This is a genomic window from Streptomyces sp. UF-297, assembly GCF_058245575.1.
Genome location: NZ_JBSIBZ010000125.1, coordinates 1 through 21125, shown reverse-complemented (window position 1 = coordinate 21125; position 21125 = coordinate 1). Strand labels below are relative to the sequence as shown.

Annotated in this window: 19 protein-coding genes and 1 pseudogene; 13 read left to right on the top strand and 7 right to left on the bottom strand. The window is 70.7% G+C overall.

Going from position 1 to position 21125, the window contains the following annotated elements; genetic code table 11:
- Positions 1–391: pseudogene (locus AC4IJH_RS40190) on the bottom strand (glycoside hydrolase); the annotation flags it as partial.
- 537 nt (positions 392–928) lie between these two features.
- On the opposite strand from AC4IJH_RS40190, the gene pstS reads away from it, so the two are divergent.
- The 4 genes from pstS to pstB all read left to right on the top strand — a co-directional run bounded on the left by pstS (position 929) and on the right by pstB (position 5182).
- Positions 929–2053: a phosphate ABC transporter substrate-binding protein PstS gene (gene pstS, locus AC4IJH_RS40185; protein ID WP_490856963.1), complete on the top strand. Its 1125-nt coding sequence runs from the start codon at positions 929–931 to the stop codon at positions 2051–2053.
- 132 nt (positions 2054–2185) lie between these two features.
- A complete protein-coding gene (gene pstC, locus AC4IJH_RS40180) occupies positions 2186–3184 on the top strand; it encodes a phosphate ABC transporter permease subunit PstC (RefSeq protein ID WP_490856962.1) in 999 nt (332 codons plus the stop codon).
- On the top strand, positions 3181–4281 hold the full coding sequence (gene pstA / locus AC4IJH_RS40175; RefSeq protein WP_490856961.1) for a phosphate ABC transporter permease PstA: 1101 nt from the start codon (positions 3181–3183) through the stop codon (positions 4279–4281). Before pstC ends, pstA begins: the two co-directional genes overlap by 4 nt.
- 124 nt (positions 4282–4405) lie before the next feature.
- On the top strand, positions 4406–5182 hold the full coding sequence (gene pstB / locus AC4IJH_RS40170) for a phosphate ABC transporter ATP-binding protein PstB (RefSeq protein ID WP_490856960.1): 777 nt from the start codon (positions 4406–4408) through the stop codon (positions 5180–5182).
- Between the two features lie 194 nt (positions 5183–5376).
- Here pstB and AC4IJH_RS40165 read toward each other — a convergent pair whose 3' ends face one another.
- Both AC4IJH_RS40165 and AC4IJH_RS40160 read right to left on the bottom strand, forming a co-directional pair.
- Positions 5377–6375: an inorganic phosphate transporter gene (locus tag AC4IJH_RS40165; protein ID WP_490856959.1), complete on the bottom strand. Its 999-nt coding sequence runs from the start codon at positions 6373–6375 to the stop codon at positions 5377–5379.
- 9 nt (positions 6376–6384) lie between these two features.
- On the bottom strand, positions 6385–7005 hold the full coding sequence (locus AC4IJH_RS40160) for a DUF47 domain-containing protein (RefSeq protein ID WP_490856958.1): 621 nt from the start codon (positions 7003–7005) through the stop codon (positions 6385–6387).
- 299 nt (positions 7006–7304) lie between these two features.
- On the opposite strand from AC4IJH_RS40160, the gene AC4IJH_RS40155 reads away from it, so the two are divergent.
- On the top strand, positions 7305–7706 hold the full coding sequence (locus AC4IJH_RS40155; RefSeq protein WP_490856957.1) for a metal-sensitive transcriptional regulator: 402 nt from the start codon (positions 7305–7307) through the stop codon (positions 7704–7706).
- Between the two features lie 97 nt (positions 7707–7803).
- Here the strand turns inward: AC4IJH_RS40155 and AC4IJH_RS40150 are convergent, their stop codons facing one another.
- Together AC4IJH_RS40150 and AC4IJH_RS40145 are read right to left on the bottom strand one after the other, a co-directional pair.
- On the bottom strand, positions 7804–8001 hold the full coding sequence (locus tag AC4IJH_RS40150) for a hypothetical protein (protein WP_490856965.1): 198 nt from the start codon (positions 7999–8001) through the stop codon (positions 7804–7806).
- Positions 8002–8187: 186 nt separating this feature from the next.
- Positions 8188–9114 carry an SCO4651 family lipoprotein gene (locus tag AC4IJH_RS40145; RefSeq protein WP_490856956.1) on the bottom strand — a complete coding sequence of 309 codons (927 nt, stop codon included), beginning with the start codon at positions 9112–9114 and terminating at the stop codon, positions 8188–8190.
- Positions 9115–9320: 206 nt separating this feature from the next.
- On the opposite strand from AC4IJH_RS40145, the gene AC4IJH_RS40140 reads away from it, so the two are divergent.
- Together AC4IJH_RS40140 and AC4IJH_RS40135 are read left to right on the top strand one after the other, a co-directional pair.
- Positions 9321–9527, top strand: coding sequence for a hypothetical protein (locus AC4IJH_RS40140; RefSeq protein ID WP_490856955.1), 207 nt, complete (start codon positions 9321–9323; stop codon positions 9525–9527).
- Between the two features lie 87 nt (positions 9528–9614).
- On the top strand, positions 9615–11177 hold the full coding sequence (locus AC4IJH_RS40135) for an FAD-binding oxidoreductase (protein ID WP_490856954.1): 1563 nt from the start codon (positions 9615–9617) through the stop codon (positions 11175–11177).
- Positions 11178–11225: 48 nt separating this feature from the next.
- On the opposite strand, the gene AC4IJH_RS40130 is transcribed toward AC4IJH_RS40135, so the two are convergent.
- Both AC4IJH_RS40130 and AC4IJH_RS40125 read right to left on the bottom strand, forming a co-directional pair.
- On the bottom strand, positions 11226–11942 hold the full coding sequence (locus AC4IJH_RS40130) for a phosphatase PAP2 family protein (protein WP_490856953.1): 717 nt from the start codon (positions 11940–11942) through the stop codon (positions 11226–11228).
- A 190-nt stretch (positions 11943–12132) separates the two neighbouring features.
- Complete coding sequence (locus AC4IJH_RS40125; protein ID WP_490856952.1) at positions 12133–13140, bottom strand: NlpC/P60 family protein; 1008 nt, start codon at positions 13138–13140, stop codon at positions 12133–12135.
- A 361-nt stretch (positions 13141–13501) separates the two neighbouring features.
- Between AC4IJH_RS40125 and AC4IJH_RS40120 the strand changes: the two genes are divergently transcribed.
- From AC4IJH_RS40120 to AC4IJH_RS40095, 6 genes are all read left to right on the top strand, one after another.
- A complete protein-coding gene (locus AC4IJH_RS40120; protein ID WP_006603970.1) occupies positions 13502–13810 on the top strand; it encodes a DUF8827 family protein in 309 nt (102 codons plus the stop codon).
- A gap of 353 nt (positions 13811–14163) precedes the next feature.
- Positions 14164–15003 carry a DUF8175 domain-containg protein gene (locus AC4IJH_RS40115; RefSeq protein ID WP_490856951.1) on the top strand — a complete coding sequence of 280 codons (840 nt, stop codon included), beginning with the start codon at positions 14164–14166 and terminating at the stop codon, positions 15001–15003.
- A complete protein-coding gene (locus AC4IJH_RS40110; protein WP_490856950.1) occupies positions 14993–16333 on the top strand; it encodes a hypothetical protein in 1341 nt (446 codons plus the stop codon). Before AC4IJH_RS40115 ends, AC4IJH_RS40110 begins: the two co-directional genes overlap by 11 nt.
- Positions 16330–17892 (top strand): SCO6880 family protein, encoded by a 1563-nt coding sequence (locus tag AC4IJH_RS40105; RefSeq protein WP_490856949.1) that lies wholly within the window; start codon positions 16330–16332, stop codon positions 17890–17892. The genes AC4IJH_RS40110 and AC4IJH_RS40105 overlap by 4 nt, the downstream gene beginning before the upstream one ends.
- Positions 17893–17920: 28 nt before the next feature.
- Positions 17921–19345, top strand: coding sequence for an ATP-binding protein (locus AC4IJH_RS40100; protein ID WP_490856964.1), 1425 nt, complete (start codon positions 17921–17923; stop codon positions 19343–19345).
- On the top strand, positions 19342–20976 hold the full coding sequence (locus AC4IJH_RS40095; protein WP_490856948.1) for a P-loop NTPase family protein: 1635 nt from the start codon (positions 19342–19344) through the stop codon (positions 20974–20976). The genes AC4IJH_RS40100 and AC4IJH_RS40095 overlap by 4 nt, the downstream gene beginning before the upstream one ends.
- Positions 20977–21125 lie beyond the last annotated feature (149 nt).

Genomic DNA, 21125 nt, shown 5'->3' with positions numbered 1-21125 from the left:
GCCCCGCCCCCCCCCCCCCCCCCCCCGCCTGCCGCTTCAGCGCGTCCATCCGCCGCTGGGTCCGGTCGATGGTCCGGGCCAGCCGAACGATCTCTTTCTGCTGGAGCTCGACCTCTTCCTCGGCCGCGTTGTACGCCTCGGTCGCCTGCTCCGCCTTGCGGTACAGCGCCTCGATCTTCCGGCGCACCTCCTCCAGGCGCTTGTCGGCGGCGCCCGAGCCGTCGGGGCCGGCCGTCGCCCCCGGCCCCGGATCCGCGTACGCCGCCGTCGCCGTGCCCCCGAGCACACCCATCGCGCCCAGGACCACCGCCGTGCACAGCGCTAAGCCGCCCCTGGCGCCCCGTACGCGCCGCACACCGCCCATGCTCTGCCGTTCCCCCTGGTTCCCCACCAGCCACCTCCGGTCGTCCGCACCGATACGCGCCAGAACACCGGGCCCCCACCCGTACGGGCCCAAGGACCCGCACAGGTTCGGGCCCTTGGGCGCGGATGCTGCCATACCGGCCGGTAATCCAACAGAGCGGTGCACAGCCAATGCACAGCAACGGGCCGCCCGTACGCAGCAGGTCCCCGGAAAGGACCGCCGCCGCACAACCGCCGTACCCCCGTCACGCCCGCCGGGCGCACCCCGGCGAGCGCCCCACGCGCACTACCAGACAACGCCGCGCACCGGAACGCATCCATCGCCACGCACGTACGTTCACCCGCACCCACCTGACGGCCGAGGTTCACCCTGCGTTCACTCTCCTCCATCGGCCGCTTCACCTGATCTGCCTAATTTCGGCCCTACCAGGTGCGCGTTACGCCCACGGGGCAGACACGACACCGCAGAGCTACTCGGTAGCGATATCGGCAGCACAATCGGCAGTACGAACACCTCGCCACCAGCGCGCCGAAAGCGGCGGGCCCCAGGAAGGAACTCTCGACAGTGAAGCTTCAGCGCAAGAACCGGGTTCGCGCCCTCGCGGTTGGCGCTCTCGCCGTCTCCGGTGCCCTGACCCTTTCGGCGTGCGGCTCCGACGACACCGGCAGCACCGGTGGCGGCGGCAGCACCGCCAAGTCCGCCAGCATCAAGTGCGAGGGCAAGGGCAAGCTGCTCGCCTCGGGCTCCTCCGCGCAGAAGCCCGCCGTGGACGCCTGGGTCCAGAACTACTCGGCGGCCTGCAAGGACACCCAGATCAACTACCAGCCCTCGGGTTCCGGCGCCGGCATCACCACGTTCCTGCAGGGCCAGACCGCCTTCGCGGGCTCCGACTCGGCGCTCAAGCCCGAAGAGGTCGAGAAGTCCAAGAAGATCTGCACCGGCGGCCAGGCCGTCAACCTGCCCATGCTCGGCGGCCCGATCGCGCTGGCCTACAACATCGCGGGCGTGGACGATCTCGTCCTGGACGCCCCGACCCTCGCCAAGATCTTCGACTCCAAGATCACCAACTGGAACGACGAGGCGATCAAGAAGCTCAACCCGGACGCCAAGCTCCCCGACCTGAAGATCCAGGCGTTCCACCGCTCCGACGAGTCGGGCACCACCGACAACTTCACCAAGTACCTCAAGGCCACCGCCGCCGCCGACTGGCCCTACGAGCCCAGCAAGGCCTGGGCCGCCAAGGGCGGCCAGGCGGCCCCCAACAACGCGGGCGTGGCCTCGCAGGTCAAGCAGACCAACGGCGCGATCACCTACGTCGAGCTGTCCTACGCGACCTCCGGCAAGATCCCGACCGTCAAGCTGAACACCGGCGCCAAGGAGCCGGTGGAGGCCACCGTCGACAACGCCTCCAAGGCGATCGCCGAGGCCAAGCAGGTCGGCAAGGGCGACGACCTCGCGCTGAAGCTGAACTACGGCACCAAGGCCGAGGGCGCGTACCCGATCACCCTGGTCACGTACGAGATCGCCTGCAACAAGGGCAACAAGGCCGAGACCCTGCCGGCCACCAAGTCCTTCCTGACCTACGTCTCCAGCCCGGACGGCCAGAACGCCCTCAAGGAGCTGGGTTACGCCCCGCTGCCCACCGAGATCGCCGAGAAGGTCCGCAAGGTCGTCGGCGCCCTCGCCTGACCCTCCCGCTGACCTCACCCGAACCATCCGACCCACCGGGCGGCGGCCCGTACGGACCCCGTACCCGCCGCCGCCCGTCCGGTGCACCGCCGCGCCAGGAGCCCCCGCCGGCTCCGCAGACCGGAGAAACCCATGGACTCAGCACCTCCCATAACTGACGCAGCGCCCCCACCCGCCAGGACCGAGCCCTCCGCCGTCTCCGGCAAGGCGGTCCGGCCCGGGGACCGGATCTTCCTCGGTCTCTCCCGCGGCTCCGGCATCGCACTCCTGGTGATCATGGCCGCCATCGCGGCCTTCCTCACCTACCGCGCGGTGATCGCCATCTCCGGCGACCACGCCAACTTCCTGACCCACTTCGAGTGGAACGCCTCCGGCACCGAGCCCGAGTTCGGCATCGCCGTCCTCGCCTTCGGCACCGTCGTCAGCTCGGTGATCGCCATGATCATCGCGGTCCCGGTCGCGGTCGGCATCGCGCTGTTCATCTCGCACTACGCGCCGCGCAAGCTGGCCTCGCCGCTCGGCTACGTCATCGACCTGCTCGCCGCCGTCCCCAGCATCGTCTACGGCCTGTGGGGCGCCCTCTTCCTCGTCCCCCACCTGACCGGCCTCTACGGCTGGCTGGACGACTACCTGGGCTGGACGGGGATCTTCGCGTACGGCGACGGCGCGGCCCGATCGCTGTTCACCGTCGGCATCCTGCTCGCGATCATGATCCTGCCGATCGTCACCAGCGTCAGCCGCGAGGTCTTCCTCCAGGTCCCCAAGATGCACGAGGAGGCGGCCCTCGCCCTGGGCGCCACCCGCTGGGAGGTCATCCGCATGTCGGTGCTGCCCTTCGGCCGCTCCGGCGTCATCAGCGCCTCCATGCTGGGTCTGGGCCGCGCGCTCGGCGAGACCATGGCGGTCGCCACGGTCCTGTCCCCCAACTTCCTGATCGGCCTCAGCCTGCTGGACCCGGGCGGCGGCACCTTCGCCCAGAACATCGCCAGCAAGTTCAGCGAGGCCGACGAATTCGGCCAGGACGCCCTGATCGCCTCCGGCCTCGTCCTCTTCGTGATCACGCTGCTCGTCAACGGCGCGGCCCGCCTGATCATCGCCCGCCGCAAGGAGTACTCGGGGGCCAACGCATGATGAACGCCGCCAACACAGCCATCGACCAGCGCCCCGTCGCCGACAACGGCGGCGCCCCGCTCCCCCCGGTCTCCCTCAAGCAGGCCCGCCTGCCCCGCTGGGCCCCGCCCGCGCTCGCGCTCGTCGCGGCCGCGGCCGGCTGCGGCATCGGCCTGGCCGGCGGCCTGGACAGCCGCATCCAGTGGGGGCTGATCGCCGCCCTGCTGTTCATCTTCGGCACATACGCCCTCTCGGCCGCGGTCGAGGGCCGCCGGCAGGCCAAGGACCGCCTGGCCACCAGCCTGGTCTGGGTCGCCTTCCTGCTCGCCGTGATCCCGCTGGCCTCCCTGGTCTGGGAGACCGTCGCCCGCGGCGTGAAGGTATTGGACGGCTACTTCCTGTCGCACTCCATGGGCACCCTGCCCGACACCCTGGCCGGCGGCGGCATCTACCACGCGATCATCGGCACCCTCCAGCAGGTGGGCCTGGCCACGCTGATCGCCGCGCCGATCGGCCTGCTCACCGCGATCTACCTGGTGGAGTACGGGCGCGGCAGGCTCGCCAAGGCCGTCACGTTCTTCGTCGACGTGATGACCGGCATCCCCTCCATCGTCGCGGGCCTGTTCGTACTGTCCGTGTGGATCCTGATCCTCGGCTTCGGTCCCTCCGGCTTCGCCGGCGCCATGGCGCTCGCGATCCTGATGATGCCGGTCGTGGTGCGCTCCACCGAGGAGATGCTCAAGCTCGTCCCCAACGAGCTGCGCGAGGCCTCCCTGGCCCTGGGCGTCCCCAAGTGGCGCACCATCCTCAAGGTCGTCCTGCCCACCTCCCTGGGCGGCATCACCACCGGTGTGATGCTGGCCGTCGCCCGCATCGCCGGCGAGACGGCCCCCGTACTCCTCCTGGTGTGGGGCGCCAAGACGATCAACAGCAACCCCTTCGAAGGCGCCCAGCAGTCGCTGCCGCTGTACGTCTACCAGCAGTGGGCCATCGGCTCCGATGCCGCCTACGACCGCGCCTGGGCCGCCGCCCTGGTCCTGATCGCCTTCGTCATGATCCTCAACCTGGTGGCCCGCGGCATCGCCCGCTGGAAGGCTCCGCGCGCAGGACGCAGCTGAGCCGCAGCGGAGGTCGGGGCGCGCCTGAGGAACGAAGGCGTGGCACCCGGCCGAAGCGAAGTCCGACCATCCCCATCGACCACCCGCTGACCGAGCGTCCGCACAGAGAGAAGCAGTGATCCCCATGGCCAAGCGAATCGACGTCAGCGGCCTCTCCGCCTACTACGGCGCCCACAAGGCGATCGACGACATCTCCATGACCGTCGAGCCCCGCTCGGTGACCGCCTTCATCGGCCCGTCCGGCTGCGGCAAGTCCACCTTCCTGCGCACCCTGAACCGCATGCACGAGGTCACCCCCGGCGGCCGCGTCGAGGGCAAGGTGATGCTGGACTCCGAGAACCTCTACGGCTCCGGCGTCGACCCGGTCGCCGTACGCCGCACCGTCGGCATGGTCTTCCAGCGCCCCAACCCCTTCCCCACCATGTCGATCTTCGACAACGTGGCGGCGGGCCTGCGCCTGAACGGCTCGTACAAGAAGTCCGAGCTCGGCGACATCGTCGAGAAGTCCCTCAAGGGCGCCAACCTCTGGAACGAGGTCAAGGACCGCCTCAACAAGCCCGGCTCGGGCCTGTCCGGCGGCCAGCAGCAGCGGCTGTGCATCGCCCGCGCCATCGCGGTCGAGCCGCAGGTCCTGCTCATGGACGAGCCCTGCTCGGCGCTGGACCCGATCTCCACCCTCGCCATCGAGGACCTGATCGGCGAGCTGAAGGAACGGTTCACGATCGTCATCGTCACGCACAACATGCAGCAGGCGGCGCGCGTCTCGGACCGTACGGCCTTCTTCAACCTCGCCGCCGTCGGCCAGCCCGGCAAGCTCGTCGAGATCGACGAGACCGAGCGCATCTTCTCCAACCCCTCGGTCCAGGCCACGGAGGACTACATCTCCGGCCGCTTCGGCTAGCCACCGGCCGCCCTGGGACGTCCTGCGGTGCTGCATGGCGGTGCCACCGCACGACGAAGGGCCCGCCCCTCCTGCAAGAGGGGCGGGCCCGTGCATGTCCGTACGGCCCTGACGGCCGTCCCCCGCCCCCTCCCCCTCCTCCCCCCTAAAGGGGGAGGGGGCGGGGGGTGGGTTCGGGGGTGGGGGGGTGCGGCTCAGCCGAACGCGAGCAGTACCACCCCGTAACAAGCCGCCGCCACCACAGCCGCCGCCGGCATGGTGATGAACCAGCCCATCACGATGTTCTTGGCCACGCCCCAGCGCACCGCGCGCGGCCCGCGCGTCGAGCCGACGCCCATGATCGCGGAGGTGATGACATGCGTGGTCGAGATCGGCGCGTGGAACATGAACGACGCGCTGTACATCACCGACGCCGCGGTCGTCTCGGCCGCGAAGCCCTGCGGCGGGTCCAGCTCGATGATCCGCCGGCCGAGGGTACGCATGATGCGCCAGCCGCCGGCGTACGTGCCCAGCGACAGCGTCAGCGCACACGCGATCTTGACCCAGACCGGAATGGCGTCGCCCTGGTCCTCCACATCGGCGATGACCAGCGCCATCACCACGATGCCCATGGTCTTCTGGGCGTCCTGCAGACCGTGGCCCAGCGCCATGCCCGCCGCCGAGACCGTCTGCGCGATACGGAAACCGCGCTTGGCCTTGTGCGGGTTGGCCTTCCGGAACATCCACATGATGACGACCATCACCAGATAGCCGATGATCAGGCCGACGAAGGGCGAGAGGAACATCGGGATGACGATCTTCTCCAGCACGCCCGACCAGTAGACGGTCGTGCCGCCCGCCAGCGCCGCGCCCACCATGCCGCCGAACAGGGCGTGCGAGGAGGAGGACGGCAGGCCGAAGTACCAGGTGATCAGGTTCCAGACGATCGCACCGACCAGCGCCGCGAAGAGGATGCCCATCCCCTTGGCGCCCTCGGGCGTGGAGATCAGGCCCTCACTGACGGTCTTGGCGACCCCGCTGCCCAGGAAGGCACCGGCGAGGTTCATCACGGCGGCCATCGCCAGCGCCGCGCGCGGCGTCAGCGCCCGCGTGGAGACCGAGGTCGCGATGGCGTTCGCGGAGTCGTGAAAGCCGTTCGTATACGTAAATCCGAGCGCGACCGCGATGGTCACGACAAGCGCGAAGGTGTCCATGGCCGGGGCTCAGGACTCCTTGACCGCAATGGTCTCGACCGTGTTGGCCACGTGCTCGAAGGCGTCCGCCGCCTCTTCGAGGATGTCCACGACCTGCTTGAGCTTGAGCACCTCGATGGCGTCGTACTTGCCGTTGAAGAGGTGGGCCAGCAGCTTGCGGTGGATCTGGTCGGCCTGGTTCTCCAGCCGGTTGACCTCGATCCAGTACTCCGTGAGGTTGGCCATCGTGCGCAGGTTCGGCATGGCCTCGGCGGTCAGCTCGGCCGCCCGTGCCAGCACCTCGATCTGCTGCTCGACGCCCTTGGGCAGCTCGTCGATGTTGTAGAGGACGACGAGATCGACGGCCTCCTCCATGAAGTCCATGATGTCGTCGAGGGACGACGCGAGGTTGTAGATGTCCTCGCGGTCGAACGGCGTGATGAAGGAGGAGTTCAGCTGGTGGAAGATCGCGTGCGTCGCGTCATCCCCCGCGTGCTCCGCCGCCCGCATCCTCTCGGCGATCTCTGTCCGCGCGGAGGCGTCCGCCCCGAGCAGTTCCATCAGGAGCTTCGAGCCCGTGACGATGTTGTCCGCGGACGCGGCGAACATGTCGTAGAAGCTCGTCTCCCTGGGGGTCAGACGAAAGCGCACGTGAAATCCTCGGGGTGCATCGGATTCGGTCGAGTTGATGCTAGGCGCATCATCCAGCCACTGCTAACCGGCATTCCTTCAGTGTCGCCCATCGGGCAGCATGCTCTGCACGGGGGACCGCGCGGCAAGCCGTACACCCTGACCTGCTCACCGCCGCGCGCCGGGGCAAACCCGGGGCCGCCGAAGGGGCCGTACGGGCGCAGCGGGATCCGCCGCGCCGCACGAAATTCGGTACCATATACCCACCAGGGGTATATGGATCGCGCACGTACCACGCCTACGTACCACGGGAGATGGCCATGACGACCACGGAAGCCGCATCCACCGGCACCACCGCAGGCGCCGCGGCCTGCCATGGCGACACCGCCGGGAGCGCCCCGCAGGGCGACCCGAACGCCGTGACCGACCACGACCTGGGCATCCACGGCTACGCCAAGCAGAAGGACGCCCACATCAAGCGGCTGCGCCGCATCGAGGGCCAGATCCGCGGCCTGCAGCGGATGCTCGAAGAGGACGTCTACTGCATCGACATACTCACCCAGGTCTCCGCGAGCACGAAGGGCCTGCAGTCCTTCGGCCTCCAGCTCCTGGAGGAGCACCTGCGCCACTGCGTCGCGGACGCGGCCGTCAAGGGCCCGGACGCCATCGACGCCAAGGTGCAGGAGGCGACCAAGGCCATCGAGCGGATGCTGCGCACCTGACGCCCGCGCGGCCGCTCTCCGGCGCGGGGCAGGCGCGGGGCAGGCAGCCGGAAACGGCCGGGGCCGCCCGGCCCCGGCGCCGCCACCCGCGCCGCCCCTATGCCCGCTCCACGGGCGAACGTTCCCTCTGCGCGCGGTCCGCGTCCACGTCCAGCACCTCGTCGATACGGTCCGAGCTGAGCCGATCCTCGCTCGCGGACGCCGCCGCGATCATCAACTCACCAGTCAGGTCGATCTCGACGAGGGCTACGTGGTCCTGAACCGTCGAGTTGCGGTGCACGGCCACGTACGACACCTCCTCCTTCGAGCGCCTTCCCACTCTTCTGGTGGTTACAGCCCAGAGTAGGGATCGACGCACGCTCCGCGCATGGCACGGATGGACCATTTCCGCCAGTTCGCAAGCGACTCGTTCACGTGTCCCCACGCGCCGTCGCGTAGTGCGACATGCCGTCACATGTCGCCGCATTCCTCGACCACCGGCTCACCGGCCGCCGGTCGCCGCGATCCTTCCCGCATAGATGTCGCGCGCCTGCGGCAGCCGCACCGCCGCCTTCGTCCCGTAGGAGAGGAAGTCGGTGGTGGACGTCACCTCGGTCGCGCCGGCCCGCCCGGTCGCCCCCGGAGAGCCGGACGCCCCGTTGACAAAGCTGAAGCGCTGCCTGATCTTGCGCAGCCTCCCCTCCTCGTCCAGATACGCGTCGAACGGCACAAGATCGTTGGCGAAGCCTTTCTCCGCCGCTGCCAGCGCGGGCCCCGTCCCCGCCGACGCCGCCCTGGCCGCCGCCCCGATGTCCGCCGTGCCGCTGTAGTGGCGCACGGTCACCCCGCCCAGGCGCCGCTCGCCGCGGTAGGTCACCTCGCGCGCGCCGCGCAGCAGTTCGGCGGCCGAGAGGGGGTCGGTCGCCCCGCCGGTGACCAGGTTGCCGTCGGCCAGGGTGGCGGTGTCCACCCGTACCCACTTGTCGGCCGGGACCCCCGCTCCGCGGTTCTTCATGTAGAGGGCGCCGGGCGCGAGGATCTCCGTGATCGGCGCGTGGGCACCGCCCCTCCCCTCCGCCGCGTCCGGCAGCGCCAGCCTCAACTGCCCCATGCGCGTGCGGTAGTTGAAGGCCCCCTCGCCCCGGATCGCGACCCGGGTGCCCCCGCTGCTGGTCTCCATGGTCGTACGGACCCGGGAGCTGCCGGAGCGGACCAGGGTGTCGGCGCTCTCGCGCACCGCGCCCGCCGCCTCCTTCGACGCCGGCTCGCCCGCCGCCCGCCCGCCGCCCGCGTGTCCCCCGCCGGCCCGGTCGTCCGCCGCCGCCCCTTCCGAGGAGCAGCCCGTGGCCAGCAGCCCGGCCGCGAGTCCCAGCCCGCACACCACGGCCGCCGCGACGGCGCCGCCCCCGAGTCTGTCCTGCACCGCCATCACGTACGAGCCCCCTCAGGCCACTTCGACTGCCGCGACCGCGCTCCGGCCGCGTCCTTTTCGACCTTGTGCCGTACGCTCTGCCGTCGTACGGTCCGCTGCCGTACGGCCTCGCGCCCACGGCCCGAGATCTGAAACCCGTTACGTTCAACGACCGTTCATGGGGCCCGTCACGCCCCGTTGCCGTGGGCGCGTAGCGTGGCGGCGTGCACGACCGAACCCGGCAAGATCCACCCGTCCCTCAGGCGTCGGGCGGCGACCGGTCCGCCCACCGCACCACCACCGTCGAGCGCGGTTCCTTCTGCCTGGCCCGCTGCGTGTGCGGCTGGAGCGGCCCCGCCCGGCGCGCCCGCTCCCAGGCCCGCACGGACGCGGAGAGACACTGCGCGGCCGCCCCGCCGCCGTCCTGCTGACGCCCCCTGCTCCCGCCCGGGAACCTCCCGCCGCCCCCGCCGCATCTGGGTAAGCGGGAAGCACACACGTACGACCAAGGGGCAACGATGAAGCGGCGCACACTCCTGCAGGCGGGCGGCGGACTGGCGGCGGGCGCCGCCGCCTGGGCCACGGCCTGCAGCGGCGGACCCAGCCACGCGAGCCCCCCGCCGCCCGCCTCCCCCGGGGCCTCCGGCGCGAAGCCCACCGCCACCGCCTGGGGCTCCCTGGCCAAGGGCCTGGACGGCCGCCTCGTACGCCCCGAGGACGCCTCGTACGACGCGGCCCGCCGCCTCTACAACACCCGCTACGACAGCCTCAGGCCCGCGGCCGTCGCCTACGTCCGCAACAGCGCCGACATAGCCGAGTGCCTCACCTTCGCCCGCCGCCACCGCACCCCCCTCGCGATACGCAACGGGGGCCATTCCTATGCGGGTTGGTCCAGCGGCAACGGCAAGCTCGTCATCGACGTCTCCGCGCTGTCGAAGGTGGGCGCGCCCGCCGCCGGCGTCACCCGCATCGGCGCCGGAGCCAAGCTCATCGACGTCTACGAGAGCCTGGCCCCGCACGGCGTGACGGTCCCCGGCGGCTCCTGCCCCACCGTCGGCATCTCCGGCCTCACCCTCGGCGGCGGCCATGGCGTCGTCTCCCGCGCGTACGGGCTGACCTGCGACAGCCTCGTCGGCGCCACCCTGGTCACCGCCGACGGCAAGAGCGTCCAGTGCGACAACTCCCGTAACGCGGACCTGTTCTGGGCCCTGCGCGGCGCGGGCAACGGCAACTTCGGCGTCGTCACCGAGCTCCGCTTCCGTACGCACAAGGCCCCCCGCGCCGTCCTGGCCTATATGACCTGGCCGTGGTCCAAGGCGGCCGCGGTGCTGCGCTCCTGGCAGGAGTGGGGTCCCGCCCAGCCCGACGAGATCTGGTCCTCGCTGCACCTGGACGCCCGCCCCGGCGCCACCCCGTCGGTCTCCGTCGCCGCCTTCTCGCTCGGCACGTACGGCGATCTGCAGAACGCCGTGGACCGGCTCGCCGACCGCGCCGGCGGCCCGGGCCCGGCCCGCTCGGTCTCGCTGCGGCCCTCCTCCTATCTGGCGGCCATGGAGGCGTACGCGGGCTGCACCGACAAGTCCACCCAGCAGTGCCATCTGCCGGGCACCCTGCCGGGGCGCACGGAGGGCGGGAAGCTGGGCCGCGAGACCTACGGGGCCCGCTCCGACTTCTTCGACCGCTCGCTGAGCGCGGCGGGGATACGCGCCCTGCTGGGCCAGGTCGAGAGCGCCAACCGCAAGGGCGTCGCCGCCAATGCGGCGCTCACCGCGCTGGGCGGCGCCATCAACCGCGTACAGCCGGACGCCACCTCCTTCGTGCACCGCCGCTCGCGCTTCCTCGCGCAGTACCTGGCGTCCTGGCCGGCGAAGGGGTCGGGCGCCGCGGCGGCCGCGTGGCTGGGCACCGCGCACGACGCCATGCGCCGCTACGCCTCCGGCGCGGCCTACCAGAACTACACCGACCCCGCCCTGACCGACTGGAAGAAGGCCTACTACGGCCCGGCGGCCGGCCGCCTCGCCGAGGTCAAGCGCCGGTACGACCCGCAGCGCCTGTTCAGCACCTTCCCGCAGGCCCTGTAGGAGGCACGACCCGCAGCGCGTCGGTCAGCTGAGCGGGTGTCAGCCGGCTCAGGCGGCCAGGTCCTTGTCCCGCCCGTGCGGCGAGGGCACCCCGGCGCCTGCGGCCACTATCGCGCCCGGCTCGGACTCCCCTTGCGCCCCCGGGGCCGCGCCCGGTGCCCGTACCAGCCAGGCGGCCCGCGACCTGCCGACCGCCGTCGTCAGCGGGACCAGCAGCGCCTGCGCGAGGGGCGCGAGCAGCAGCGCGACCGCGGTGCCCAGCGCGAAGCCGCCGACGACATCGGTGGGGTAGTGGACGCCCATGTAGACGCGGCAGAAGCCCTCCAGCAGCGCCAGCGCGATACCCACCAGGCCGTACTTGCGGTTGACGAGGAAGAGGCCGACGCCGACCGCCATGGTCAGCGTGGCGTGGTCGCTCACGAAGGAGAAGTCGGTCTTGCCCGGGACCAGGACTTCCAGCCCCTGGTGGTCCTTGAAGGGCCGCGGCCGCTCCACGAAGCCGCGGATGGGGATGTTGGCCAGCAGCGCGATACCGGCGGCGAGCGGCGCCCAGACCAGCCCCGCGACAAAGGCGGGGGCGTCGCTGCGCTTACGGGCGCCCCACCAGGCGAGCAGGCACAGCACGGCCAGCGCGGCGACGATGCCGTACTCACCGACGTACTGCATCACACGGTCGAACCACTGCGGGGCGTCCTTGGCGAGCCCGTTGATGCCATACAGCGCGTCCACGTCGGGGTTCGACCCGTCGAGTGCGAGTCCAGCCATCTGCCGCGGCCCCTTACCTTTCGCGCGCGCGAGCGCCCTGTGTCTGCTGTCGGCCCCCGTGGTCGTCGAGCGTTGCTATGTACCCATGTCCAGGAAACGTCATGCTCCGGCCCGGCGTTCCACTCTCCACCGGATGATCACCAGGACGTTATCGAAGCTTGACTGGCCAACGCAGCTCAGGGCCCCATGTTCACGCAGCGTTCGCGCGGGGCAGCGCTTTTGCGCCATCCTCGGTGACGCGGGTGGCACCGATGTAGTCCGGAGTGTCGATCTTGTCGAAGCGGATGACCGCTCCCGTGTACGGAGCATTGATCATGTAACCGCCGCCGACGTAGATCCCCACGTGGTGGATCGACCGCGGATCGTTCAGGTCGTACGCGAAGAACACCAGGTCACCGGGGAGCAGCTCGTCCCGCTTGGGGTGCGGCCCCGCGTTCCACTGGTCATTGGCCACCCGCGGCAGCTCGATGCCCACGGTCTTGTACGCGGCCTTGGACAGCCCGGAGCAGTCGAAGCGCCCGTCCTGTTCCGGTGTCCCGTTTCCGCCCCACAGATAGGGCTTGCCGAGCTGCTCCTGCGCGAAGTAGATGGCCCCGGCCGCCTGCCGCGACGGCGCGATGCGGCCGGCCGGCGCCTCGAAGCTCTTGGCCAGAGTGGTGATGACCTTGACGTAGTTCTGCGTCTCCCGGTACGGCGGCACCCCGTTGTACTGGATCACCCGGTACGCGCCCGCGTTGTAGGCGGCGAGCATGTTGTGCGTGGCGTCACCGGGCACGTCCTTGACGTACTTCGCCAACTCGCAGTCGTAGGAGGCCGCCGACGGGATGGCGTCCGCCGGGTCCCAGACGTCCTTGTCCCCGTCCTTGTCCCCGTCGACCCCATGGGTGGCCCAGGTCCCCGGGATGAACTGCGCTATTCCCTGCGCCGCCGCCGGGCTCTGCGCCTTCGGGTTCCAGCCGCTCTCCTGATAGAGCTGCGCGGCCAGCAGCGCGGGGTTGATGGCGGGGCAGAGCGTGCCCCACTGCTGCACCAGCGGCTTGTACGCGGCCGGCACCGCCCCCTTCGCCAGCCCCACCGCCCTGCCCGCGCCCCCTCCGGCCAGGTTCGCCGCGGCCGAGTACGTACCGATCACGAGCAGCGCGAGGAAGCACAGCACCAAGCCGACTCCGAGCCCACCGGCAACCCAGATTTTCCGCACCCCACAACCCTCCCCCATCCGGACCCGTTTCACGGCCGTTTCCCGATGTCCGTGTCGAACGGCCGCACGCCCAAAGCCGCCCCCCGGCCGCTCCCGGCCCCCGGCCCGGCCTCCCCGGCGTCTCATACAGGCCCACCACTCCGGCCGATCATTGCTCAGAGTGACATCGCGTGATACACACAGTGAGACTATTGGGCCCTACGGACGACGCGCACACCCCTGCTCACGCCGCCCCCACGGGATCCGTCAAAGAAAGCCGCCAAGTCGACATCCCCGGGCGGCTTTGTCAGCGAAGATAGACCCCGACCCGCGCCGTGCGGCACGGGCACGCAACTACCCATAAGGGGCGGTGAGTTCAGACATGTTCATTGCGGCCGAAAAGGGCGACATCACCACCATCATCGGCGGAATCGCCCCGGACTGGGGCCCGTTCGGGAGCCTGGGCAACGAAGCACGCGTGATGATCGAAGTGGTCATGGCGGTCGCCATCCTCCTGTGCCTCGGCATCGCCATCTGGGGCGCGGCCAAGCAGCGCATCGGCGCCACCGCGCTGCGCGACACCTTCAGCGCCGAGCAGGGCAAGGGCCTGATCGTGGCCGGCCTCACCGGCGTCTTCATCATCGGCTCGCTGGGCACGCTCTTCACCATCGTCTACGGCATGGCGGTCTAGCCCTCCGCGCGGCGGCCGCCGGCCCGGCCCGCCGACCGCCCGTGCCCGGTCCCGGCACGGGCCGTCCCGCCCCTCGCCCCCACCTGCCCCTTCCCCTGTCCCCTCACCCTGGCCCCATCTCCCCACCCGAGGCCACATGCTGATGCCCACTCATCCAAACGCCTCAGAGTCCCCCATTCGCCTCTCCCGCCCAGCATCTGAGGTTGCGTCACGGTGAGATGTACTCGTAGCACTTCGCCCGAGCCGCAGCCCACGCGGCTACGGTCGTACCCGGGCGACCAGCGCGACAAGGCAGCACGGACGGCACTGACGGCCAGGCCGGTTCAGGTTGAGGTTGAGGGGGCACAGGCGCGATGAGTCTCGGCGATGACGGCGGATACGGCGACACGTACGGCGACCAGGGCCAGACCCGCACCAGACTCCCGGACTCCGGGGGCGAGGGGTACGGGACGGGACGCCGCTTCCGTACGGGCCTGTCCAGCCGCAACCTGGTCACAATCGTCGGCGTGGTGGTGCTGCTCATCGCGGCCATCGCCTTCGCCAACCGCGGCGGGGGCGACGACGACAAGACCTCCGGCTCCGGCGGCGACAAGGACGCGGCCGCCGCCCCGACCGCCCCCTCGGGCGTCAAACCGGTCGACGGCAAAAACGGCGGCATCGCCTCCGGCTTCGCCAAGACGGAACAGGGGGCGCAGTCGGCGGCGGCGAATTACGCGGTGGCGCTGGTGTCCGCCAACATCCTCAAGCCCGACGAGCGCCACGCCATCGTCCAGCAGGTGTTCGCTCCCGCCAAGGTCGACGAGATGCAGGCCAAGCTCGACCGGGCCTACTCCACAGCCTTCCTGAAGAAGGTCGGCCTCGACAGCAATGGCAATGCCCCCAAGGGCACGACGTACATCTCGCGCACCGTGCCCGTCGGCACCAAGGTAATCAAGCTCGATGGGGACACCGCGAACCTCGAGGTCTGGTGCACCGGCCTCTTCGGTACGGCAGGCGCCAGCTCGACCACCCCGGTGACAAGCGACTGGTTCACCATGCAGCTGGAGCTGCAGTGGGTGGACGGCGACTGGAAGGTCCGGAGCTTCGCCCAGAAAGAGGGACCCGCTCCGGTCAACGGTGACAACAAGACGTCCGGCGCCGACCAGATCGCTGAGGCGGTCGATCAATTCGGAGGGTTCACCTATGCCCGGTAGCCGTCACCGCTGGGGCCGCGCCCTCTCGATCACCGCCGCGCTGGCCACCGTGCAGACGACCTTGTTCCTGCTGGCAGGACGCGCACTGGCCGCGCCGTCCCCCAGTCCTTCCCCGTCCCCAAGGGACAACTGCGACCTGATCGTCGGGCCCGCACGCGACTACTGCGAAAAGGGCGACAAAGCCGGCTCCGGCAGCCAAGCCCCCGGCCTCGCCCCCGACAGCCCCCTGGACCCCCTCCAGTCCCTCGCCAAGGGCTGTGCCGACGCCGCCGCGTGGATCATCAACAAGCTCTCGGACGCGGTGAAGTCGACCTCCCAGGTGGACTTCACCAACGGCGCGTTCCTGCGGCAGTACGCCGTCGTCTTCGCCGCCTCCACCGTCCTGACCCTGGTCCTGTGGCTGCTCGCCGTGGCCAAGCGCGCCGTGCGCGGCGTGCGCCTGACCGAGGCGATCAGCGAGGCCGTCGGCTTCCTGTGGCTGACCGTGCTCGCCTCCGCCTTCACCCCCCTGGTCCTCTACACGATCGTCTCCGCCACCGACGGCATCACCGAGATCATCGCCAAGGGGACGGGCGCCCAGACCGACCAGTTCTTCGGCGGGTTCGCGGACGCGCTGAAGAAGGGCACGGACATCGGCGGCGGCCCGATCATGCTGATCGTGGTCTCGCTGGTCTCCGTGCTCGCCGCCGGCGTGCTGTGGCTGGAGCTGGTCATCCGCGCCGCCCTGCTGTACGTGGGCGCGCTGCTGGGCACGGTCGTCTACGCCGGCCTCGTGGACAAGAACATGTGGGGCCATGTCCGCCGCTGGGCGGGCATCATGATCGCCGTCATCATGGTGAAGCCCGTCATCATGATCGTCCTGGGCGTCGCGGGCGCGCTGGCCGGCGACGACGGCCCCAACGCCCTGTCCGCCGTGGTCTCCGGCCTCGCCATCATCGTGCTCGCGATCTTCGCCAGCGCCATGATCTACCGCTTCGTACCGGGCTTCGGCGACGAGCTGGTCTCGGCCCGTACGAACAAGAAGCAGGCCACCGACGGCGCACAGGCCGCCGCCGTGATCTCCTCCCCCGCCGCCCTGGTGTCCCAGGGCATCAAGACCCACAGCGCCCGCAGGTCCGGCGGCGACCAGACCAGCGGCGGCGGACAGGCCCGGCCCGCCGACGCGGTCTCCGGCGGGGTCGCCGCCCACAGCGCCCGCGGCGGCGCGGCGGCCCCCGCACCCGCCACCCCGGCCCCCCGTACGAACCCCCCAGGACCGGGCTCCCACCCCGGCCCCCGCTCCACCGGCAGCGCCCGCACCGGCAACACAGCAGGAGGTGATGGGCGTTGACGACGCCGTCCCACCCGATCGCGCCCCGTCGCACATATCTCATCGGCCGCGCCCGTCCCAACGCGCTCGTCGGCAAGAACCGCGAGACCGGCGAGATCGCATTGATCGTCGTGGGTGCGTTCCTCGGCATGATGTGCGGCCTGCTGGTGCCCGTGCTGCCACTGCGGATCATGACGCTGGCGGGCTTCCCCGCGCTGGGGCTGGCCGCGGTGTACGTCCCCTACCGCGGCCGCACCTTCTACAAGTGGTTCGAGATCAACCGCAGTTACCGCCGTACGGTCCGCCAGGGCGCCACCTACCGCTCCGCCGCCGCCGAGGCGGGCACCCGCCTGGACGGCCGCGAGGTGGAGATCGGCCCGCCGCCCGGCATCGGCCGGATCACCTGGCTGGCCGCCCCCTTCGGCCCGGACGAGATGGCCGTACTGCTGCACGCCGACCGCCGTACCGTTACTGCCGCCATCGAGATCGAGGGCCCCGGCGTGGGCCTGCGCGACAGCGAGGACCAGGAGGCCCTGGTCGACCGCTTCGGGACGCTGCTCAAGCACGTCGCCAACGGGGACGGCTTCGTCACCCGCCTGCAGATGCTGGCCCGTACGCTCCCCGCCGACCCGGACGCACACGCCAAGGACGTCACCCAGCGCGGCGACATCCTGGCCCCGGACTGGCTCAAGGAGTCCTACGACCAGCTCCAGTCGATGGTCTCCACCTCCTCCGAGCAGCACCGCGCCTACCTCGTCGCGTGCATGCACTACACCCGCGAACTCGCCGCCGAGGCCCACACCATGGCCCGCGCTGCGCACATGCACAACGGCGGGATGCTGCGCAAGAAGCTGGACCGCGACGCGGGCCTGGCCGTGGTCATGGCGCGCGAGCTGACCGACATCTGCGCGCGCCTGGCGGAGGCCGACATCCGGGTGCGCCAGCCGCTGGGCCAGAGCAGGCTGGCCTCCCTCGTGCACTCCATGTACGACCCCGACCACCCCATCGACCACATCCAGGCCATGAGCAAGCGCAACGCCTGGCCGGCCGAGCTGGACGCGATGTCGCCGACCTACCTCCAGGCGAAGACCCGCGAATCGGCCACCCGCGCGCCCTGGTGCCACGCCACCGCCTGGATCAAGGAGTGGCCGCTGACCCCCGTCGGCGTCAACTTCCTTGCCCCGCTGCTGGTCCACACCCCGGATGTGATCCGTACGGTCGCGGTCTGCATGGACCTGGAGCCCACCGAGGTCGCCATCGAGCGGATGCTGACGGAGAAGACCAACGACGACGCCGAGGCCAACCGCGCCGCGAAGATGAACCGCGTGGTCGACCCGCGCGACGTCGCCCACCACGGCCGCGTCGACCAGCGCGGCGAGGACCTCGCCTCGGGCGCGGCCGGCGTCAACCTCGTCGGCTACATCACCGTCTCCGCCCGCTCCCCCGAGGCCCTGGCCCGCGACAAGCGCACCATCCGTGCCTCGGCCGGAAAGTCCTACTTGAAGCTGGAGTGGTGCGACCGCGAGCATCATCGCGCCTTCGTCAACACTCTGCCGTTCGCCACCGGCATCCGCCGCTAGACCGCTGGGAGGCGCGTACGCCATGGCCATGCTCGATCCGCTCGCAGCGATCACCGAGGCATTCACCAGCTTCCTGTTCGGAAAGGTGGAGACGACGCGGCTGCCGGTGCGGACCTCCACCGGACAGGCCCAGGCCGTCTACCTGCCCACCGCCGCCCCCGGACTCGGCGACTCCGGCGTGATCATCGGCCGCGAGGTCTACAGCGGCAAGGGCTATATCTACGACCCCTTCCAGCTGTACGGACAGCAGCTGCCGGCCCCTCACTGGCTGGTGCTGGGCGAGTCCGGCAACGGCAAGTCTGCGCTGGAGAAGACGTACGTACTGCGCCAGTTGAGGTTTCGCGACCGGCAGGTGGTCGTACTGGACGCGCAGGGCGAGGACGGGGTGGGCGAGTGGAACCTCATCGCCCAGGAGCTGGGCATAACTCCCATCCGCCTGGACCCGACCTCCGCGCTCAACGGCGGCATCCGCCTCAACCCGCTGGACCCGTCGATCACCACGACAGGACAGCTGGCGCTGCTGCGCACGATCATCGAGGTCGCGATGGGGCACGGCCTGGACGAGCGGGCCGGCTTCGCGCTGAAGGTCGCCCACGCGTACGTGAACGAGACCATCACCAACCGCCAGCCCGTCCTCACCGACATCGTCGAGCAGCTGCGCCACCCCGAGGAGGAGTCGGCGGAGGCCATGAACGTCGACATAGACGACGTACGGGCCTGGGGTCTGGACGTGGCGCTGGTCCTGGACCGGCTGGTCGACGGTGACCTGCGCGGCATGTTCGACGGCCCGACCACCGCGGGCATCGACCTGGACGCACCGCTGATCGTCTTCGACCTCTCGCACATCGACCGCAACTCCATCGCCATGCCCATCCTGATGGCGATCGTCGGCGTCTGGCTGGAGCACACCTGGATCCGGCCCGACCGCAAGAAGCGGATCTTCCTGGTCGAAGAGGCCTGGCACATCATCAACTCGCCTTTCGTGGCGCAGCTGTTCCAGCGCCTGCTGAAGTTCGGCCGCCGCCTGGGCCTGTCCTTCGTGGCGGTGGTGCACCACCTCAGCGACGTGGTGGACGGCGCGGCCGCCAAGGAGGCGGCGGCGATCCTGAAGATGGCCTCGACCCGGACCATCTACGCCCAGAAATCGGACGAGGCCCGGGCCACCGGCGGGGTGCTGGGCCTGCCCCGCTGGGCCGTGGAGATCATCCCGACGCTGACGCCGGGCATCGCCGTATGGGACGTCAACGGCAACGTCCAGGTCGTCAAGCACCTGATCACCGAGGCCGAGCGTCCTCTGGTCTACACCGACCGGGCCATGACGGAGGCCTCCCCGGTCATGACGGAGGAAGCGCTCGCGCTGGAGCGGGCCGCGGACGCGGAGGCCGAGGCACGGGCCGAAGCGATCGCGATGGAACGGCAGTTGAGGAACGAGTCGAGCGAGACGGTGGCGTGACACGCAGATACGGCGACGAACGGCAGCCCGCCCCCGGCCCGAGAGCCCGCACCCGGGAGCGGGGCGTCCCCGACGCGCTGCTCCTGGGCGTACTGGGCTTCCTGCTCGGACTGACGGTGCTGGTGTGGACGGCCACCGGCCTGGCCGGGCTCTTCGCCCACGGGGCCTGGCCGCAGGGCGTCACCTTCGTCAACACCCCGGTCGCCATGCGGCAGTTGGCGACCCAGCCGCACGACATCGCGGGCGCCTGGCCGACCACCCCCGCGGGCCAGCTCTCCGGCTACGGACTGTTCTGGGGCATCCTCCTGAGCGAGCTGATGGTCCTGTTCGTCCTGACCCTGTTCGTGATGGGCACGGTCACGCGCTACCGGGCCGTACGGACCAGGCGCCGCGAGGAGGCCCGGCACGCGGCCGAGGAGAGGCGCGCGGCCGAGGCGGAACGTGGGGCCGAGGCGGAACGTGGGGCCGAGGAAGGACGTGTGACCGGGGAGGGACGGGCAGCCGAGGAAGGGCGGCGTAACGACTCTGCGGACGCGGACCCCACGCCGGCCCCCGACACCCGGCCGACTCTCCAGAAGGCTCCGGCGGCCACCACCGCCCCTCTCCCGCCCCAGGACGAGCCCCGGCCCGCCGCCCCCGAGCCCGCCGCGCCCCTCCCCGAGCAGCGCACCACCTCCCCCCTCACCTCCCTCGAACGCCCCTTGCCCAGCCTCCAGTTGGGCAGCGACCGCGCCCGAGCCAGCGCCGCCTGCGCCGCCGCGATCGCCGCTGCCGAGGGCGCGCTCGTCGTCGCGACCACCGACCCCGCCCTGTGGTCCGAGACCAAGGACGCCCGCGCCAAGCTCGGCCCGCTGCTGACGTACGACCCGCTGCACCTCCTGGACACCCCGGCCCGGCTGCGCTGGTCGCCGACCGCAGGCTGCGAGGCCCTGGACACCGCGGCCGCCCGCGCCGCCGCGCTGCTGGCGCCCGTACGGCCCGCGAGCACCCTCGACTCGGCCGTGGCCGACGCGGCCGAAACGCTGCTGCGCTGCTGGCTGCACGCCGCCGCCGTGGACGGCCGCCCGTTCCGCCAGATCCACCGCTGGGCGCACGGCAGCGGCGCCGCCCAGGAGCCCGTACGCATCCTGCGCACGAATCCCAAGGCCTCGGGCGGCCAGGCCGGCGAACTGGAGTCCGTACTCATCGCACACGGCGAACGGCGGGAGGTCGCACAGCAGTTGGTGGCCCGTTCCCTGGCCGCGCTCTCCGCTGTCAACATCCGCGACGCCTGCAACCCGAACCGGTCGGATTCACTCGTCCTTGAATCATTCATCGACGAGGGGGGAACGCTTTACCTGGTAGGGGAATCCATCGAGGATCCGCGTACCACTCCGGGTGCGATGCCGCTGCTCACCGCACTCCTCTCCAGCGTGGTCGAGCACGGCCGCCGCATGGCCGAACGGTCATCCGCCGGCCGGCTCGACCCACCACTGACCCTCGTCCTGGACGACATCGCCGCCCTCGCGCCCACACCCGAGCTGCCCGCCCTGCTCCGATCCGGCGCCGCACAGGGCCTGTTGACCCTGGCGACGATGCGCTCCCAAGAACAGGCCCGCGCCCGCTGGCCCCACCATCCACTGCCGGTCTGAGAGCTCACCGCGACACCAATCCCCGGGCATTCAGGGGGAATCTTCCCCTGAACGCGGAAAAGCCCCGCACCTTACGGTGCGGGGCTCCCCACAAAAATTGTTCGGCGGCGTCCTACTCTCCCACAGGGTCCCCCCTGCAGTACCATCGG

What these genes read in the sequence shown, in the direction of transcription:
- AC4IJH_RS40120 (WP_006603970.1), top strand. Translation starts at nt 13,502, where the DNA reads ATGTTCATTGCGGCCGAAAAGGGCGACATCACCACCATCATCGGCGGA.
- AC4IJH_RS40145 (WP_490856956.1), bottom strand. Translation starts at nt 9,114, where the DNA reads ATGGCGGTGCAGGACAGACTCGGGGGCGGCGCCGTCGCGGCGGCCGTG.
- AC4IJH_RS40165 (WP_490856959.1), bottom strand. Translation starts at nt 6,375, where the DNA reads ATGGACACCTTCGCGCTTGTCGTGACCATCGCGGTCGCGCTCGGATTT.
- AC4IJH_RS40130 (WP_490856953.1), bottom strand. Translation starts at nt 11,942, where the DNA reads ATGGCTGGACTCGCACTCGACGGGTCGAACCCCGACGTGGACGCGCTG.
- pstB (WP_490856960.1), top strand. Translation starts at nt 4,406, where the DNA reads ATGGCCAAGCGAATCGACGTCAGCGGCCTCTCCGCCTACTACGGCGCC.
- AC4IJH_RS40155 (WP_490856957.1), top strand. Translation starts at nt 7,305, where the DNA reads ATGACGACCACGGAAGCCGCATCCACCGGCACCACCGCAGGCGCCGCG.
- AC4IJH_RS40110 (WP_490856950.1), top strand. Translation starts at nt 14,993, where the DNA reads ATGCCCGGTAGCCGTCACCGCTGGGGCCGCGCCCTCTCGATCACCGCC.
- AC4IJH_RS40115 (WP_490856951.1), top strand. Translation starts at nt 14,164, where the DNA reads ATGAGTCTCGGCGATGACGGCGGATACGGCGACACGTACGGCGACCAG.
- pstA (WP_490856961.1), top strand. Translation starts at nt 3,181, where the DNA reads ATGATGAACGCCGCCAACACAGCCATCGACCAGCGCCCCGTCGCCGAC.
- pstC (WP_490856962.1), top strand. Translation starts at nt 2,186, where the DNA reads ATGGACTCAGCACCTCCCATAACTGACGCAGCGCCCCCACCCGCCAGG.
- AC4IJH_RS40100 (WP_490856964.1), top strand. Translation starts at nt 17,921, where the DNA reads ATGCTCGATCCGCTCGCAGCGATCACCGAGGCATTCACCAGCTTCCTG.
- AC4IJH_RS40135 (WP_490856954.1), top strand. Translation starts at nt 9,615, where the DNA reads ATGAAGCGGCGCACACTCCTGCAGGCGGGCGGCGGACTGGCGGCGGGC.